The sequence below is a fragment of the Paenibacillus sp. MBLB1832 genome (assembly GCF_032271945.1).
In the GTDB taxonomy this organism is placed as follows: Bacteria; Bacillota; Bacilli; order Paenibacillales; family NBRC-103111; genus Paenibacillus_E; species Paenibacillus_E roseopurpureus.
This window is the reverse complement of the sequence record NZ_CP130319.1, coordinates 1,744,044-1,762,368: the sequence shown is the minus strand read 5'-3', so window position 1 is coordinate 1,762,368 and position 18,325 is coordinate 1,744,044. Positions and strand designations below refer to the sequence as shown.

Here is an 18,325-nt window from a genome sequence, read left to right as displayed (position 1 = left end):
TTTTAGCAGATTCGTATAGAATTAATCCCCCCTTTATAAAAATTAGTTATCATGATGCCTGCGAAAGCAATTCCCCCGCAGGCTGCATAACCCTGATCATTAGGTTAATTGAATTTCTCTCCCTAATCGCGCAGACTCATAAATGCCTGCCAGCAGCTTAATCATGTCTACACCTTGTTCAGGCGTTACTATCGGCTGTGATCTCTTCCGTACGACGTCAATAAAATGGTTAATCTGACTGGCGTGGCCAAAGTCAGCTTGCTTCTTCAGCTGCGGAACGACCATACAGAGCGTTTCTTCGATTTCCGTAAAGAGCTTCGCATCTCCATTGCGCAAGCTAAAACCCGCTTTCGTGCCTCGAAGCTCAAGGAAATTCATTTCTTCTTCTATATTTGATGCCCAACTGAATTCAATTTGCAGTGTCGCGCCATTGTCAAATCGCACAAAACCCGTTGCCAAATCCTCCACATCAAATGTGCCTTCTGAATTCTTCTCACCGAACTGACTGTGAATGGAGTCGGATAGACTGGATTCGGCAAATTTGCAATACGTAGCGCCTGAGACAGCAACTGGCTTGGGATTCCCCATTAACCACATGGCTAAGTCTATAAAGTGTACGCCTAGATCGATAAGCGGTCCGCCACCGGATAGTTCCTTGGTAGTAAACCAACCACCTTTCCCAGGAATTCCACGACGGCGAATCCACCCGCAGCGCCCTGTATAAATGTCGCCCATATGTCCAGCATCTACATATTTACGTAAGAATGACGAAGTTGAAGTAAACCGATTATTGCGAATTGCCATAAGAATTCTATCATGACGAATAGACGCTGCCGCCATAGCTTCAGCATCTGCTGAATTCGTAGCATCAGGTTTTTCACATAATACATGTGCTCCCGCCTCTATAGCGCAAATCGCAGCCTGAGCGTGATAAGCATTGGAAGTGCAAATATCAACGATATCCAGCTGTTCATTCGCTAGCATTTCCTTGTAATCGTTATATACATGTGAGATGCCATGCTGATTAGCTATCGCTTGCGCTTTGTCCATGGCAACATCGCATAAGGCTACGATTTCGACTTCTGAATGCCCTAACCAGACAGGTAAGTGCGCACCTCGAAAAATATTACCCGTACCTATTACACCTAGCTTTAATTTACTACTCATTGGAATTGCCCCCTATCGAAATAATAATTTATTGAAATAGTCGATCGTATACCTTACACCCTTCTCCCACAGTTCATCCCTCCAGGTTTCCGAGTGAGGTTCGATACTGAGCTTTCCGGAATAACGATGCGTGTACAGAATACTCATGAAAGTGGGCCAATCCGTTTGATCCATACCAGCCGGCGGATCATCGAAACGTTGGCCTTCAATGACAACAGAACCTTTGAGATGAACATGGTAGAACCGGTGTCCCCAATCTCTCGCTTCCTTTATATAGTCTTGACCAGCTTGACGAGAGTGGGAAGGATCATATTTAATGCCAAGATCGGGAAGATGTCCATGAATTAGCCGCCATGCATGATCATCCACAACAAAGCAATTCCAATGGCAATTGTACGTAGCGATGCGAACTCCCCTACTTTTTCCGTATTCAAGTACTCGGGTAAAGTACTGTATTGCAGCCGTTGCGTTATCGTACAACGACAATTCTTCAACATAATTGCACCCGCATACAAACAAAGGACACCCCAGCTGCTGAGCGGCATCAATTAATTGATAGGAAATTTCTAATTCTTCCTCAATAATACTTCCATCTTTGTTAATTCGATCGGACCCCCATCGACCAATAGATCCCACAGAAACACCTGTCCGCTCTGATTCACGCTTATACTGTTGAATCTGATTGAAAAATTCCGTTAAATCATTATTCACATTGCAAGCAAATTCAACAAACCGAAGACCCAACTCCTGCGCCTGTTGAAATACCTCTAAACGTCTAGGTCGCAATAATCCTAACTGCATACTCTTCTTCCTCCCAATGAATAACCTTATTTTTTATTACAGTCATTTGCAAAACATTTAATAGGCATAACCTCCTCTATTCGCAAGCAGAAGCCTGACTGTGTGCCTCGCAGCTCTATAAAGTTCGTATCCTCTTCAATGTTAGGCTCCTGTGTATTGGTGTAGGAACATTTCACCAACATATTGCTTAAGTTATGCTCTTCCTCCTCAATAAGCAATCTACAGTTGTTGCAATCAAGGAGAGCAATAATTGTTTGTTGCATTTAGGCAGTTATTGAGCTCTTCTGGGTAATACAAATAGCTGCTTAATCAAAAAATCCGCTTGAGCCGATATTCGCAGCATTCAAGCGGATCCATGTGTAGTTTATTTTGTAGTAATCATGGACCAGCCGTTACGGTCACATCATCGCCGTAAGCGGCTCCGGTTCCTGTGGCTTTGTACATATAAATTGTAGCCGCCGTATTTGTAGCCCCTGTCGTAAACGTCAGACTGTTTTCTGTATATTGAAGGGAAGTGAAGGGTACCGAGACAGAGGTTCCCCCAAAGTTCTTCACACCAAGTGTGAAGCTTTCTCCATTCACAGCGACCTTGCCTCTACCCTTCAACGTGTAAGTTGTGTTAGGCTGAACTGTAATGATTTGCTCAGCGCTTCCTGGGCCACCGTTCAGCTTCAGGGCATAGCTGCCGCTATTGACGTTGGTGTTCACAACACTGGCAGTATTCCAGTTCGTCCATGGCGACAAGCTGCCGGATTCAAAACCAGGATTCCCTGCAATGTTGCCCGAGCCTCCGTACGCGCCTCGGTTCGGAGCATTTGTGCTCGATACCGAATTGCCCCAATAATCCTTGCCACCGTTGTTGCTGATCAGCACACCGGAGCCAAGGGCAGGAGATCCGCTCATAAGCTTATAGCCTTCCAGGTTTGTGCGGCTTACTCCATCGCCAGCTCCCATCAGCTTGGGATCCGTTGTCAATTTATGCGCATCAGCAGGTTCGCCTGTCGTATGAACACCATAGATCGTGTTGTAATCGAAGGTCAGCGTACCAAAGGAAGTTAATCCAGACCAAGTCCCCGCGGATTCCAAATAGAAGATATTGTTTTTAATACTAGCGGTCCCTCCGCCTGCACTTCCATCTATCGGCTTCGCCGTTGAAGTGCTATTCAGATACATGGTGTTATTGTAGATTTGCAAATTGTCCGGAGCACCTGAGAAAATAATTAACCGTGCCTGATCATTCTGACTAATATTATATCTAGCAATAGAGTTCTTATTGACCGAAGGGTAGCTGCAGTTACAGAATAAGAGGAATCCGCCCTCATTGTCATGACTATAGTTATATTGGATAATAGTACCTTTTTGACCCCAGTCCAAATCATAGCCTTCCGAGTCGTTTGTCGTTTTGGCACCGCTTACTTCGTTATATTGAATAATGGTATCATCCGCATCCCATGCCCAAATTCCGTCATTAAATTGACCCGAACGTATATTGAAACCGCTGATTGTGTTATACTCCACAATCGTCCCTACCGTCTGCATCGGAACGATGCCATCACCGCCAATATCATTCAGGTAGTTGTTTGAAATCTTGATATTGGTCATGGGATACCAATTGTAAGTTGAACTACAATGCGTTTCTACCCGGCAACCCCAAGTAGAATAGGTGGTGATCCCCGTACGATCAACCGCTGGACCTACGATATTGTTATCAATCCATACATCATTAAACTTAGACTGAACTGTGTTGCCATGCACAACAACAAAAATACCAGCACTACCATCGGAATTTTTCGTGTTATCTCCATAAATATCATGAACATTATTGTTCTTAATGTAGATGTGGTTCAGTGTACCTCCATCCAAATTCTCCACATAAATGCCTCTACGTTTGCCATTGGTGGCGCGAACATTGTTGATGACTTCTAAGTTATTGATTTCCCAATACTGCTGATTTTGCAAAAAAACGCCCGATATGGCCCCATTTGCATTCACAAATGGCGAAGCGCCGCTGCCGTAAGCATCAATGATAATGGGGGATGTGCTGTTGCCAGAGCCAAGCGGGTGAAGCATACCATTCCAACTGCCACCACGTGCAAGCAGGATCCGGTCTCCAGGGTTGAAGGTTCTGCTGTTTACGTTCGTAAAATCCGCCCAGGCAGAGCTCGAGCTCGTACCGTTATTACTGTTATTGCCACCAACACTATTTACGTAATAATCGGCTGCATACGCCTGAGCAACGCTAATCATCATCATGAGTCCAAACGCCAACATGCAAGCGGCTGCAAACTTCAAATACATATTTCGCATGTATAAGATACCTCCAAATATTATAGGATTCGCAAAAAATTAAAGTGACTCATAGTTATTGTTACTTTCGCTTTTAGAACAAAAGGCTTCAGATAAGACTCCAGCTGCGCATCCAGGTATCTTTGCAGCACATCATTTTTCGCTTCTTCGAAGGTTTTGTATCCTGCAGTCTCCCGCTTCGTACATTTGACAATCTTGTAGCTATCCTGATCTTCAATTGCTTCAAGAGCTACTTCACCCTGTTTCAAGGAGTGAACTGCATTGAAGAAGACACTTCGATATTTGTCAAATGACCGCCGATTGTCTTCATTCATGAATTCACTTGCTGTTAAACCCTCTGCTTTAGAACGTTCTGCGTATATGTGATCAAAGTTTGCACCAGCCCTCAGCTGATTCAACAGCTCTTCAGCCTTGCCTTTTGATGCATCTGTAAGATCAGGCACTATAAGTTCTTGAAACGCATAGGAATCTAATTTCAAAGCAACTTGATCTTTATTCGCTTCATAATAAGCGCCTAACTTGACATCGCTCGTATCTAGCTCGTGCTCCTGCATATATCTGCGGAGATCACGAGTGATATTCGCTATCCGGTAATCGAAGTACATTCGCTCCGAATATTGCTTAGGACCATAGATCGGTTCGTGATTATTCAATGCCGTGGCACGTCGTAGATTTTCCTTTTGCAGTTCCTGGGTAAAGGCTGCATAATCAATTGAGACTGGAATACCACGCTTCTTGGCTTCCAATTGAATGACCCGTGTGCGTACAAGCTGATTTTTTTGTTCATTCGTCATCTTGGCACCGGCACGCTCCCAAGACATTCCCGTAATCAGCTCAAACTCCTGAGTCGTAATCACTGTTCCATTAACAGACATGACTGTATCTGGCGAAGCATTCACAGGCTTCCAAAGGAAAATGCCCGAAGCTATCAACGCAAGAATAGACAAGCATACGATTATACTAAGTCTGAGCTTATAACCCATGTCTCCCACCTCCACTGTTCGCTGAATCAAATCGTTTTGACAATTGGCCAATTTGCGAATAGGGTTGCTGAATGGCGTTATTCTTATATATGAATTCACTCCCTTCTTTTTAAACTACTTTAACTGAAAGGTGCCCCCTGCATTACCCTTTCACCGCGCCAAGCGTGAGTCCCTTGACAAAATATTTTTGCAAGAAAGGGTATAAAATAACAATGGGGGCCGACGTTAACACGACAGTCGCCATCTGCGAAGATACGGGAAGCGGAATGATCTCCGTATTTGCATTCGCATAAATATCTGCTTGGCCGATGAGAACAACTTGCCGCAACAATATTTGCAGCGGCCATAAGGATGGCTTATTGACATACAGAATTGCATTGAAATATTGATTCCAGTTGCCTACGGCATAGAATAGCGTGAACGTTGCCAGTGCCGGGATCGATAACGGCAGTACAATTCGGATAAATATACCCAAATCATTGCAACCATCTATTGTCGCTGACTCAATAATACTCTCATGAATGGATTCAAAAAACTCCCGAATCACAAGCAGATTGAATGCCGAAACAGCCGTTGGAATTACGAGTGCCCATAAGGAGTTCATGAGTCCTGTTGACTTCACAACGAGATACGTCGGAATGAGGCCTCCTGAGAATAGCATGGTGAAGACGACCATGAACAGCAATACTCTTCTGGCGCTGAACCGCTGCCTCGAACACACATAGGCTAAAGTTGTCGTGAACGCCAAGTTCAGAACCGTTCCAACTACCGTTACCCAGACGGTGTTCTTCAATGCCTGAAAAAATATACCCGTATTAAAAATAAAACGATATGCGCTCAAATCAAACGAACTCGGCCAAAGTAAGAATTTTCCGGAAACTAGATCCTTCATAGGCGCGAAAGACATCGCGATGACGTTGATAATTGGAAGCACACATATTATCGTTGCGATTGTTAGGATAATGATATTAAATCCGTCGAATAGGCCATTTCCCAATTTTGATTTCATGCCTTTTCCCACCTTTTATCGTCAGGAAAGCAGCGCGATGGCGCCGCTTATCCTGTGTTACCTGCTTATTTTCTAGCTTTCCAAGCGTCGTTCATTTCCTTCGTAATGAGGTCTCCGCCTTTGGAGTTGAAATCGGCAATTGCCTTATCGAAGGAATCCACCGGAGCTTCACCCATAATAATCTTAACTTCAGCATCGTAAATTTGCTTCAACAGCTCTTTGCCCTTCTCCGCATAGGTTTTGGAGTACAAACCAGTATCCTGTTTGGACCAAGGCTTGCCTTTCAGCGCGTTATCAAAGGCTTCCATACGGTATTTCTTCGACTCATCCGTATCCGACGCGATGTAGATCCAATCCCCTTCAGCGGCATGGTCTGTCAGTTTATACTTAATAGGTCCTTCCTTTGAACCTACGTCTGTTTCCGTTTTCTTCCCATTCTCATTCTTATAGTGAACTCCTTCTACGCCCCATTTAATGAAGTTCGCGCCGTCGTCGCCAATTTGATCATCGAGCATCTTCAGTACACGCGCCAGCTTACCGGGATCTTTGGCCACATCCTTGTTAATTCCAAAGATGCCGAAGTAACCCGTATCCTTGATATAGCCGCCCTCAGAACCATCCATCGCTTTAATCGGCGGTACAGATATGACGCTCCAATTCGGATTTGCTGCTTTCGCTTTGTTAATCGTATTCGTTGGATCGTAAGCATTATAGGCCCAGGAAATTGCGCCCGTCTTACCCAAGAGAAAGTCATCCTTCACTTGTTGGTCTTTCTTAACAGCAAAGTCTTTGGCAATAAGGCCATCTTTGTATAACTTCGCAAGGAAGGTCAACGAAGGTTTCGCGTTAGGCCCAATGTCTGCGAGCACAATGCCTCCCTTGCCATCCTCTACCCATACGTTTGAACCAAAACCTGCTCCGGAACGGAAGCTTGCGGTAAGTGAACCGACACCGATTAACGCTCCGTCTGCGCCAACACCCATGGATACCCCAAAGGTATCATCCTTTCCGTTGCCGTCAGGATCCTTTTCCTTGAATGCTTTCAATACGTTATACAGCTCATCGTAATTCGTCGGCACTTTCAGCCCCAGCTTATCCATCCAATCTTTACGTAGCGTGATGGAAGGACCTGGAAGAGCTCGGAGACGTGGAACACCATAGATATGGCCATTAAGCTTCAATGTGTCGGTTACGTCCTTCGGCAGCTTCGCCAAATTGGGATAATTCTTAGCATCGTTCATATACGTCTCAATCGGCAGAAATTGTCCACTGTTAATAGCATTGAAATAGATGGCATCAAGCTGCGGGAACAGCACCAAATCCGGAATATCGCCAGAGGCCAAAGTCACGCCGAGCTTATTCGTATATTCACCGGAAGCTACCGGAATATACTCAAAATCAATGTTATAGCGATCTTCAATCGCTTTCTTCCCTGTACCCGTCTCTGGACCTGCTGTACCGTACAAGATGTTCATCGCGCGAATCTTGTACTTCTTATTGGCGTCAACGGGAGCCTGGCTCGCTTGACCTGAATCCTTCTTGTCTTTAGCGGGGGTAGAATTCCCGCCTCCACAAGCTGCGAGCATAATACTTGTAATTGTTAATGCGGACAAAATGGCAAGAGATTTTTTCATGAATGATTCAGCCTCTTTCTATCGTTTAATGTACTTAATAAACCCCTTTTTCCCCTGCTCTGCGGCTTAAATAATTTGCGCCTACAATAAGAATCATACCTACAACACCTTTGAGGAGGCCCACAGCCGTAGTAAAGCTGAAGTTGCCATTCACAACGCCAACTCGATACACATACGAATCGATGATTTCCCCCACCTCTGAGACAGAGGAGTTCAGCATAAGATAGACCTGCTCGAAGCCCACATCCAGCACGTGACCTAACCGAAGAATGAACAAGATGATAATCGTAGAGCGAATGCCAGGAAGCGTAATATGCCAAATTTGGCGGAATCGGCCGGCACCATCGATCTTCGCAGCTTCATAGAGTTCAGGATCGATTCCCGTCAGAGCTGCCAAGTAAATGATCGTTCCCCACCCGGCTTCCTTCCATATCACTTGCATAACAAGCATTTCACGAAAATTGCTTTTGTTCGATAACAGGTTAATCGGCTCCATGCCCCAGCTTTGGAGCAAATGATTGATTGAGCCATCACTTTGAAACAGCAAGTAGAAGATGCCTGCTACGACAACCCAGGATAAAAAATGGGGCAAATATATCAGCGTCTGCACAACTCGCTGAAAGGCTACAACTCGAAGCTCATTCAGCATAATTGCGATCACGATGGGAATCGTGAAAGCAAACACGATCTGGTAAAAGCTAATGATGAGCGTGTTCATGAAGTAACGGCCAATCTCCGATGAATCAAAAATCTGAATAAAGTTGTCTAAACCTACCCAGTCACTTCCCAAGAACCCCTTGGTTGGCACATATTTCTGAAAAGCGATGACAATCCCCAGCATCGGTATATACTTGTAAATAATGAAGTAGATTAGTCCTGGCAAGGCGAGGAGCCATAGATATTTCTCTTTCAGAAACAGCTGCCAGAGGCGTACTATTTTGCCTGCTGACTGCTTTCCTTTCATGGCTCTAACTGATTCAATTTGAATTTCTTTCATAGCTGGATTCCTCTCCTCTCCGTTTTAGCACCCGCTCACCCCCTAAACACATCATAGATCGAAAGCGTTCTCAGCAACAATCTTCAGTTCTTGCACACTTATATGAACTAACTTTCTTAGCGCAAGGAATGTGTATTTGCAAAGGATGTGTATCCAGACTGTAGTTAGGCGTGCATTGATGTTATAGGAATTCCCCACTTGGCTTGGGTTTGCTCGATCCAACTGCGAATTTTGGCATCCATAACGAAGGTAATCGCTTTCGTCACTTCCGTCGATCCCTTAAACGTGATGATTAAGCTTCCGTCTAGTCGATTAGCCAATTTTTGAAAGGCAACCGAGATTTGATGCCGAGCTTCCTCATGCTTATCTCCGATTCGGGTTAAGGCCACGAGCGCAAATGAAATGTATTGGAATCGGAGCTCCGTTTCGTTCAAGATGAACTCTCGGTTATTGTCGGCCAAGCACAACTCGCCAGGATCTTCCATTATTCGGATCAGCTCAGGCACACTATCCAGATCACCTAGTTTGCCAAGTAAAAATATGGCTGCATAACCACGAACCTGATTGTATTTCCGGCTCGTTTTCGGTACATAAGGATCTCTCTCAAGCACAATTTGACGAAGCACCGGAGCGGCTGACATATCGCCCATGAGCGCCAAGGTCATTGCACTTTGACGCTGCAGCTGGGGATGAGCAGCCTCCTGACTCCACTGCACCAGAGCATCTCTATACTTCGAACCTAACCGTTTAGCCGACCACATCGCCAGTCCCGGCCGATCTCCAGATAGTCCAGCCTGGATAGAGGCAGAATCCATCAACCACTTTACTAAGCGACTCTGTTCATCATCCCAGGAATACGCTTCCTTAAATGTGACTTGGTCGTTCTTGCTAAGGCACCCCGACTCCATGAGCAGCTCGACCAGCTCTTCGTAAGGAACATCCTTAAGAGAAAGCTTGTGCTTGATGGCCAGATAAGCAGCCTGGCCTGCCACTTCGCCGCTCTTCTGCATATCTCGTTTCATTCGGATACAGGAAGCCAGATCATGATCGACAGCAAGGCTGCGCCCAGCAACCATCAGGCCTTCATAACCTTGCGGAATCAAGGCTCCCAAAGGCACTGGAACGGTAAAGTTAAAGCCCCACATACTGGCAGCTACTACCCAGTCCTGTTGAATTTCACTCTCAAAGGCAATATCCTTACTGTGATTGTCGGCATTGGAATATGCGAAAAATACCGGCTTCTTAGCATACTTCTCATCCAGGAAGTCTTTAAAAGTAACCTGCTCTTCGCCTACAATGAAATTCCCTTCACGAATGCCGAGCAGTGGAGCGATCTTCAGAAGACGCTCGTTATCATCATACCGATCCTTCAGATGAGTCGGCAAGAGAGCGGAGGAAACTACAGCTTCAGAAACACTTTCCGGGTTATGTGGAATGACGTAGCCCGAGTCGGTATAATGATTCCTTACTTTACCATCGACGAGCTTAACGACGACGTTTGAATAAGGTTGAGCTTGACCGTCGAACTCGCGACCTCCACGGAAAGAGCAGCCGGCCATCCGACACACGTCAGCATTTCCAGTAGCATCAATGACTACGGAAGCAAGCGCGGCCTGTCTCCCATCAGGGGACATCCATTCGATGCCTCGCACCTGACTTCCATCCATGAGAACACCAGTAACGGTGCATGTATAGTTCAAGCTGACACCGGCTTCAATTGCAGCTTGTTCAAGGACAAGCTTTTTGACTTCGCCGTTCACCCCTGGGCAAGGCGTGTAGGCCCTCTTCTCCATCTCAGACACCTTCGTATCCAGTGTTTCCGCGAGCCCGCCTCTCGAACCAAAATAATACCCAAGAACGCTGCCGGCCGTTCCAGTGCCCCCCATACAAGCAAGCTGTTCAATCCCCAACACTCGCAGACCTCTTCGTGCAGCGCTGATAGCTGCAATGGATCCGGCTGTTCCGAGTCCTACGACAATCACATCATAGCTTGTTGGAATCATCTTCGAATAAGCAAATTGTTGGATAACGCCATTAACGAACTGTGATTTGTTCATAATCATTTTCCTCCTTCGACATTTGCCAATGAACCCCTTCGTCAATTGCCGCAAGTGGATTCAACAAGCCTAGGGAAGGCAGCCAGCTCCAGCGAAAGCCAAGCTGCTGCAACCCCTTCGGAATCTCATAGACGAACTGGTCTGCAATGGCGGCAATAGTCCAATCATGCCATTCTGGAGGACGGTTTACCCACAATTCATTATACGCTTTTCTGGCCGAAGCCCAGTCGCAATTCGGCTCAAGCTCTAGTGAAAGAATGAACTCCGAGGGAAACCTTCCCTTTCGCAACGTAAAGCTCTCCGTGTAAGGAACAGGAATATCTCCAGACGACCTGGATGGATGCACATAAGCGTTCAGCCATTTGCGAACAGGTTTATACAGATCCTCCGGCGTCGATCGACGGAGTGAGGTTGTGTCCAGAATCTCGTCTACCCGAATTGTTCTATGGCCTCCAATGTTATGCAAGACCACTTCATAGCCCCCTTGCTGGTGTGGTGTGACCTCAAGAATTATGGTGCCGAAGAGGACGTTTAATCCAAGTTTTTGAATCGTGTTGCACAGAACAGGATGAACACCTGGAAGATGCAGAGGACCATGGCCCTCAAGCAGATTCCGATTGCGTAAATCGTCAGCAAAATTGGCCACGAATGCTGTCTTTAACTGCTGGTCCAACCTTTCACCGTGATGAATCGCTTCAATATATTCCTTGCCTACACTCGTAGACCGTTCAACGACGATAGCCTTGCCTCCCGCCGCCGCTGCTGCACCTATTCCAGTGAAGGTAGCTCCGCAAACCAGCAATGGGTAGTAGTCAACTTTGGTCATGGCATTCATCTCACTCACACTCCTCATACATCTAATAGTTGAATTAAATAATGAAAGCAAAAAGGTTATTAAGAACACTGTTCATTTTATGCTGGACTTTTTACGCTGTCTATTCACATTGCTTGCAGAACTAACAAGTTTTGCGCCTTCCTCCATCTGCAAATGATGTATATAGCTAACAAGAAATGTGTATGATGCCGACATACCTCCTTGACCATTTCTGCTTTTATGAAATATGTTTTGCTAATCGTTCGTTGTGCAAAACATGTCTATTTCAATCGCCGTCTACGCCACTTAAAATAATGGTAGACTATACGAACAACAAGGGAGAACTCTTTTTATGAAAATTGCTGTCTTTACAGTCATGCTGCCGAATTACAGTCCAATTCAAGCACTGGATGTGCTGCACAAAGCCGGCTATAACGGCGTTGAATGGCGCGTAACGAAGTTGAATCCTGCGCTTACCAGGGAAACACCTTCATTCTGGGGGAATAATTTAGCAACCATAGATACGTCATCCACATCCCAACAATTAGCCGATTTACGTGAAGAAACAAGTCGCAGAGGGCTAGTCGCAACTAATCTTGGCAGCTATTTGCAGGTAGGAGATTTGGAAGGAGTGGATCGGGATATGAGGATCGCGCAAGCGCTTGGGTCCCCTTCGATTCGCGTCGGCGTACCCATGTATGATCGCACCCATACTTACGGTGAGCTTCTTGCCAAAGGGCGAGCTTATCTAAGTGGTGTGCAATCGCTCAGTCAGCATTATGGGATTAAGGGACTTATTGAAACCCACATGGGGAATATTGCTGCTAGTGCCTCTGGAGCGAGACGTCTGGTAGAGGGTTTCAACCCAGCGCATATTGGTGTTATTCACGATGCTGGCAATATGGTTTACGAAGGCTTCGAGAATTACCGAATGGGGCTCGAAATCTTAGGCGAATACCTGGGTCATGTGCATATTAAAAATGCAAGATGGGTTCTGGACAAGGATAGCAACGGAGTCAAATGGCGTGCAGAATCGGCACCACTACGTGAAGGTAGCGCTGAGCTCAAACAGCTGCTTGCAGATCTTCGAGCAGTAGGCTATGATGGGTGGCTAAGCTTTGAGGATTTCTCTGATCCTGCGCCTACGCAAGCTTCGCTAGCTACGAATTTGGCGTACTTGAAGAATTTGATCTAACCAGAGGACTTCAAATATTCCTGCTTGCTGAAAGAGGTTACCCAAATGAAGTCTAATCAACCAGCCTTATCTATCGCCATTCACGAACGCATTGAGATACTTGACGTGATTCGCGGCTTTGCACTTTTTGGCATCTTCACGATCAATATTGCTTCGTTCACACCTGGCGGACCTCCTGGCTTTGTTGCAAGTGGTGACGTACTCAATAACTGGCTTACACAGCTACTTTTGCTTTTGGTGGAATCCAAATTTTTTACTTTGTTTTCCTTCTTATTCGGACTAGGCTTTGCCATCCAAATGATTCGTGCCGAACAACGCGGCAATCGCATCATCCCGCAATTTTCTCGCAGAATGTTAGGCCTGGCTGTGATAGGCTTCCTTCACATTATTCTGCTTTGGGACGGTGATATCTTACTGTTATATGCAATGGTAGGCATACTGCTGCTTATGTTCAGGAAGTTGAAGAAATCAACCTTGTTACGATGGGCCCTACTTCTTCTTGGCTGCATGACGTTGCTTGTGACGTTTTGTTTAATCAGTGTGACAGCGCTTAGGCTGTTCACAAGCTTTGATGCCACTCTTGCGCAAGCTGATGCCTCTTTTATAGAAATGTTTCGAGAGGGTCAACAAGAAAGCATTGGTGTCATCAGCAAAGGAACTTTTTTTCAGCTTGCCAACGAGCGACTTCAGTCTTATATCGATGTATTTCCTTTGCTGCTTTCAAGAATACCCACTGTGCTAGGCATGTTCCTGCTTGGTTTATACACAGGTAAGACCGGGATTGTTCAGAACGTAGACAAGTACATGCCCTTATTTCGTAAAATAGCCAAGTGGGGACTCGGCATCGGCATACCGCTAAATGTCATTACTTTGCTATTTTTTCATTACACGCCAGCAATCACAGGTGTGCTGTTCTTGTTCTACAATCAAACACTGATGGGCCCTCTCATCTCGCTTGGCTTGGCTTCCTCCCTTGTGTTGTTATGCCGCCATTCAAGATGGGGTAGAATTCTCGCACCCCTTGCTTATCCGGGCAGAATGGCACTAACGAACTATGTATGTCAATCCGTCGTTTATTCCATCTTGTTTTATGGGTATGGCTTAGGACTTTATGGTCAAGTGCAAACTTGGCAAGCTCTACTTATCGCTATTGTGGTATATGTGTTGCAGATTGGTATTTCTAGATGGTGGCTGCAACGGTTCCGAATGGGCCCTCTGGAACGAGTATGGCGTTCTGTGACCTATTCGAGGATACAATAGTATGCAACAATGAAGCCAAGATCTATCACCAAAAAAGCTCAAGGACGCCAATTTGACGTCACTTGAGCTTTTTTTACAATAATGCGTGAGTGGGAGTTGCTCTCATAAGCCTTACCCCCGCACAACCGACCAGGGTTTGCTCATGATTGTTTCCAACCCTTCAGAAGAGAGTTCAATTCCAAGTCCAGGTTTCTCCGGTACAGCAACACAGCCTGTGTTGTCAAGTACGAACGGATTTTGAAAGTATCCAAGACCGATAACCGTTTGACCATTAACGCGAGCGTCATTCACCTCGTTGTGTTCTTGTACAAGAAAGTTAGGAATACTGGCAGCCAACTGTATGGAGGCAGCGATACTTAAAGGGCTAAGTGGACAATGGGGTGCCATTGTAGCAAAAGCAGCCTCTGCCATCCCAGCTATTTTCTTCAATTCGGTAAATCCTCCTGCATGGGCAATGTCAGGTTGCAATACGGCTGCTCCCTTTTGTATCGCCTCGTGAAACGCCCATTTCCCCATCCAGCGCTCCCCAGCAGCAATCGGAATGGTTGTCCCATCAACGACTTGCCGTAACTGATCTATGCGCTCCATTGGAATAGGTTCTTCAAGAAACAGAGGGAAATACGGCTCAAGTGCTTGAGCAAGCTTTAATCCTGAACGCGGATGTGGATTATGAATATCAATGGCAATGTCGACTGCATAACCAACAGCCTCTCGAACAGCCTCTACAATTTCGATAAATTGCTTGATCTTAAGCTGCCCTTCGATACTTTCACCCATGTCAAAATGCAACTTTAAGCATTGAAATCCCCATTCTTCAACAAGGATTTTGGCAACCTCATAATAATTGCGGGCCTCACTTTTCTGTTCCCCATGATTACTCTTCAATCCCAAACGGTATGGATCTCCCGGATCTACCGAGTGCGGCATCTTGCTGCCGCAAGCTCGATACATTTTCACCTTGTCGCGAAAACCGCCACCTAGCAAGCGGTGAATTGGGAGATTGCTGGCTTTACCTTTAATGTCCCAGAAAGCCATATCAAGACCGCTAATCGCACTCATTTTAATGGGCCCCCCGCGATAGCCACTTCCGGATGTGTACATTTTATGCCACAAATATTCAGTTCTAGTCGGGTCCTCACCAATTAATAAGGGTACAAGCCTATGCACCTCCGAGATCACTTGATCCGGATGATTTTCTAGATAAGGCTCACCTAGTCCATATATCCCCTCGTCAGTGTCCACTCTAACCCAGACCCAGCTGGGAGGAATCTTCATTATTTCTATTTGCTTTATTTTCACCGTTACCCCCCCCCTTAATACACCAGCCTGTTATGCTTCCGTTTGCATGGCGATCTCCAACCATACTTTCGCCATCCGCAATCCTAATTGTTTGGCCGATGGATTATCATAGTGCAAGAAGTCTCCCTTATGCGTGAGCCCTTCTGACTCTACCAATCGAAACGAGCTAAGCTTGGAAGAGACTTCCATAAGCGCTTCATTAATCATGTATGCATAAGGATACGAGGTAAGGTCCATGAAGGTCCCTAGCATCGAAGCAACGAAGGGGACCTTTGATTCGTAGGAATGTACTGATTTGCAAAATTTATTCAAAGCAAAGAACGAACGTATGCCAATTGCTGAGCAAGCGCTTCTTCCGATATAGCAGGATTCGAAAAATCCTCGAAGCTAAGCCAGCCGTTATAGCCGGAAGCCTTCAGGTCGGTTAACAACTGGCTCCAGTCTGCTGCACCTTCTTCAATAGGCGAGGGTTCCGCTTGCCAACGTGCTGCGCCTCCCTCTTGAACGCGTAGCCATCGTGCATTTTTGATATGCACATGGCTAAGATATTCACCGAATATTTCAATGCCCATGCGGTAATTTTCAAAGCCTTCATATACCATGTTGCCTGCATCATGAATAACGCCAATCAGGGCAGGATCGAAGCCATCGACCAATCGCCGAGCCGCAGAAGCGCTAGTTGCAATGTTACCCATATGGATTTAAATAAGTCCTTTAATACCATATTGACAACTCAAGGCTTGTACCTGCGCCACTCGCCATTCAACACCGTCATATCCGGCTCGTTGCAAGGCATCCAGCGCTTCAATCGGATTGTAATGCGGCATCATAACTGTAAAGATTGCAAATTTCATCAATAGTTCTCCTTGTCTCCATCAGTGTTGTTCACTTACATTTTAGGCTTGACTGCATCATAAAGAAACAGACATCTTTTGCAACAGCCGGTTATCCTGCAAAAGATGTCCGTCCTAGGTCAGTTTGACATGCCATTATGCAGAAGATTCTACCTAGTATTCGCCGGTATTCGGGAAAGAGGTTATTCAAAGCTCTCGCCGCTAACAGCGACCTTGCCTCTACCATTCAACAAGTAGGTTGTATTCGGCAGCGGTTTCAAATTCAAACTAAAAAACGCGCATCGATTGAAATATCGATGCGCGCTAGTAGCATAGTTTCTTTGATATATCTACTTTCCAGGACTACATACTCAATTCGCAGTCACCTTAAAGTTGTCGAAGTGGGACCCGGTTCCGTCTGTCCTGACCCCCGCTTTCCCCGCGGTATACGCAGAATCGGTCGCACTCCCCAATGGTGAGTAGTTCAGGCCATTGTCCGTTGAAATGGAAGCGGACAAAGTGGAGCCATTCATAGAAAGCTTGAGTAGGTACGGTGTGCCGCCAGTGTAAGTATAGGTGCCGGAAGCAAGCGTCGTGGAAGAGAACAATCCGGTGAATTTCTTGATGGACCATTTCTTCGTTGTTCCGTCGGTATTCAGATCCAATTGATAGAACAACGAGTTGTCGTTCGATTGTACTCGCCCGAGAATGCCCACACTGCTCTTACTGTTAGAAGGCACGACAGTTCCTTGCACCGCATAATTAGCCCAGGCATAATCGCCAATAATTGCCCGTCCAGAGTCGCCGGTGCTCTTCACGTATTCCCCATTATTCACAATCCACTGCCCTTCGCTGGTTTTCCAGCCGTCAGCATAGCGATCATTGAAATTATCGGAGAACAGATTGACCGTGTCCGCCGTCGCATTGGTGGTCACACTCAACCAATAGCTGGCCGCAGACGCATTGCCCTCGGCATCGTAGGCCTTGATTTCGAACTGATACGCGGTGTCGGCAGTTAGTCCGGTAAGTGTCACAGCATTGGTGTAGGAATGACCTGCGTAAACTGGACCTGTTGCTGTATTTTGATAAATTTCATAATGGTCCACCTTTACATTGTCTGAGGATGCGCTCCAATTTAGGGTCACACTGGTATTTGTTTTGGAAGCAGCCCACAACGGCTGCGGGGTGGATGGTGCTGTGAAATCGGAAGGCTGTAGAATATTCTGGATCTTGGCGAACCAGTTGTTCGCATGTTTGGCATATCCGTTCCAGTTGAAGTGCACTTGGTCCTGCCAACCATCTCCATATCCGAAATCATCCGGGTAAATCGTGCCTGCATTAAAGTTGTCAACAAGGTAAATCTTCTTACCCTGTGAAGCCTTCTTGTACACAATATCCGGGATTCCAGCATTATAGACAGCCGCACGGTCATTATACGCAAAATAGCCGTCGTTCGGAATGGTGCTTACGACTATGTAAGCATTGGGACGATTGGCTATGATCCGGTCGATCAGATCGTTCAGACGTGACCAGCAGGTGGCATAATCGTAGTTCTGATTGACGTCGTTCGTCCCGGCTTGAAGCAGCACCATGTCCGGCTGATAGGTATTTAACCATCCCTCAATGGTGGTGCCCCAGTCCGGCTTCGAGATCAGCTCATCGATTCGCCAGCCGACCATGCCCTGATGATTCTTATCAGGCAGTGTAGACGGGCCTCCACTTGCAGAACCAACGAAGTCGAAGTTGATTCCGGCATTGATAAGCTTGGTGTACAAATCAACCCGATAACCCCCGACAAAGTTGCCGTATCCCTCCGTCAAAGAGTCTCCTAACGGCATAATCTTGAGTGGAGTGGTGTCTGCCGATGCCCTTTCACTACCAATGACCGAAAAGCCGACCAAAAGGGTTGTTACGGATAGTGCTGCGATGGATTTTCTCCAATTCATAGAAAAAGGCTCCTTTCATAATA

The 18,325-nt window shown here is 46.1% G+C and carries 16 protein-coding genes; 2 read left to right on the top strand and 14 right to left on the bottom strand.

Features of this window, described 5'->3' with window-relative positions; all coding sequences use genetic code 11:
• Window positions 1–99 precede the first annotated feature (99 nt).
• The 9 genes from MJB10_RS07885 to MJB10_RS07845 all read right to left on the bottom strand — a co-directional run bounded on the left by MJB10_RS07885 (window position 100) and on the right by MJB10_RS07845 (window position 11,790).
• Window positions 100–1,167, bottom strand: coding sequence for a Gfo/Idh/MocA family protein (locus MJB10_RS07885; protein WP_314803239.1), 1,068 nt, complete (start codon window positions 1,165–1,167; stop codon window positions 100–102).
• Window positions 1,168–1,179: 12 nt separating this feature from the next.
• Window positions 1,180–1,968, bottom strand: a complete 789-nt coding sequence (locus MJB10_RS07880) for a sugar phosphate isomerase/epimerase family protein (RefSeq protein WP_314803237.1) — start codon at window positions 1,966–1,968, stop codon at window positions 1,180–1,182.
• A gap of 378 nt (window positions 1,969–2,346) precedes the next feature.
• Window positions 2,347–4,275 (bottom strand): carbohydrate binding domain-containing protein, encoded by a 1,929-nt coding sequence (locus MJB10_RS07875; protein WP_314803235.1) that lies wholly within the window; start codon window positions 4,273–4,275, stop codon window positions 2,347–2,349.
• Window positions 4,276–4,295: 20 nt separating this feature from the next.
• Entirely contained in the window at window positions 4,296–5,258 is a 963-nt protein-coding gene (locus MJB10_RS07870; protein WP_314803233.1) for a peptidylprolyl isomerase, read from the bottom strand.
• Window positions 5,259–5,400: 142 nt separating this feature from the next.
• Window positions 5,401–6,267, bottom strand: coding sequence for a carbohydrate ABC transporter permease (locus MJB10_RS07865; RefSeq protein WP_314803231.1), 867 nt, complete (start codon window positions 6,265–6,267; stop codon window positions 5,401–5,403).
• Between the two features lie 65 nt (window positions 6,268–6,332).
• Window positions 6,333–7,901, bottom strand: coding sequence for an extracellular solute-binding protein (locus MJB10_RS07860; RefSeq protein ID WP_314803230.1), 1,569 nt, complete (start codon window positions 7,899–7,901; stop codon window positions 6,333–6,335).
• A 34-nt stretch (window positions 7,902–7,935) separates the two neighbouring features.
• Window positions 7,936–8,898: an ABC transporter permease gene (locus tag MJB10_RS07855; RefSeq protein WP_314803228.1), complete on the bottom strand. Its 963-nt coding sequence runs from the start codon at window positions 8,896–8,898 to the stop codon at window positions 7,936–7,938.
• A gap of 164 nt (window positions 8,899–9,062) precedes the next feature.
• Window positions 9,063–10,955, bottom strand: a complete 1,893-nt coding sequence (locus tag MJB10_RS07850; protein WP_314803226.1) for an FAD-dependent oxidoreductase — start codon at window positions 10,953–10,955, stop codon at window positions 9,063–9,065.
• On the bottom strand, window positions 10,933–11,790 hold the full coding sequence (locus MJB10_RS07845) for a hypothetical protein (RefSeq protein ID WP_314803224.1): 858 nt from the start codon (window positions 11,788–11,790) through the stop codon (window positions 10,933–10,935). The genes MJB10_RS07850 and MJB10_RS07845 overlap by 23 nt, the downstream gene beginning before the upstream one ends.
• A 331-nt stretch (window positions 11,791–12,121) precedes the next feature.
• On the opposite strand from MJB10_RS07845, the gene MJB10_RS07840 reads away from it, so the two are divergent.
• A complete protein-coding gene (locus MJB10_RS07840; protein WP_314803223.1) occupies window positions 12,122–12,964 on the top strand; it encodes a sugar phosphate isomerase/epimerase family protein in 843 nt (280 codons plus the stop codon).
• A 45-nt stretch (window positions 12,965–13,009) separates the two neighbouring features.
• Window positions 13,010–14,224, top strand: a complete 1,215-nt coding sequence (locus MJB10_RS07835) for a DUF418 domain-containing protein (protein WP_314803222.1) — start codon at window positions 13,010–13,012, stop codon at window positions 14,222–14,224.
• A gap of 111 nt (window positions 14,225–14,335) precedes the next feature.
• Here the strand turns inward: MJB10_RS07835 and MJB10_RS07830 are convergent, their stop codons facing one another.
• From MJB10_RS07830 to MJB10_RS07810, 5 genes are all read right to left on the bottom strand, one after another.
• Complete coding sequence (locus tag MJB10_RS07830) at window positions 14,336–15,523, bottom strand: enolase C-terminal domain-like protein (RefSeq protein WP_314803220.1); 1,188 nt, start codon at window positions 15,521–15,523, stop codon at window positions 14,336–14,338.
• A gap of 30 nt (window positions 15,524–15,553) precedes the next feature.
• The gene (locus MJB10_RS07825; protein ID WP_314803218.1) at window positions 15,554–15,835 is read right to left on the bottom strand and encodes a sialate O-acetylesterase; all 282 of its coding nucleotides are present in this window, start codon (window positions 15,833–15,835) and stop codon (window positions 15,554–15,556) included.
• A complete protein-coding gene (locus MJB10_RS07820) occupies window positions 15,832–16,218 on the bottom strand; it encodes a sugar phosphate isomerase/epimerase family protein (RefSeq protein ID WP_314803217.1) in 387 nt (128 codons plus the stop codon). The genes MJB10_RS07825 and MJB10_RS07820 overlap by 4 nt, the downstream gene beginning before the upstream one ends.
• Window positions 16,219–16,224: 6 nt before the next feature.
• The gene (locus MJB10_RS07815; RefSeq protein WP_314803215.1) at window positions 16,225–16,377 is read right to left on the bottom strand and encodes a hypothetical protein; all 153 of its coding nucleotides are present in this window, start codon (window positions 16,375–16,377) and stop codon (window positions 16,225–16,227) included.
• A gap of 350 nt (window positions 16,378–16,727) precedes the next feature.
• Window positions 16,728–18,302, bottom strand: a complete 1,575-nt coding sequence (locus MJB10_RS07810; RefSeq protein ID WP_314803212.1) for a GDSL-type esterase/lipase family protein — start codon at window positions 18,300–18,302, stop codon at window positions 16,728–16,730.
• Between the last annotated feature and the right edge of the window lie 23 nt (window positions 18,303–18,325).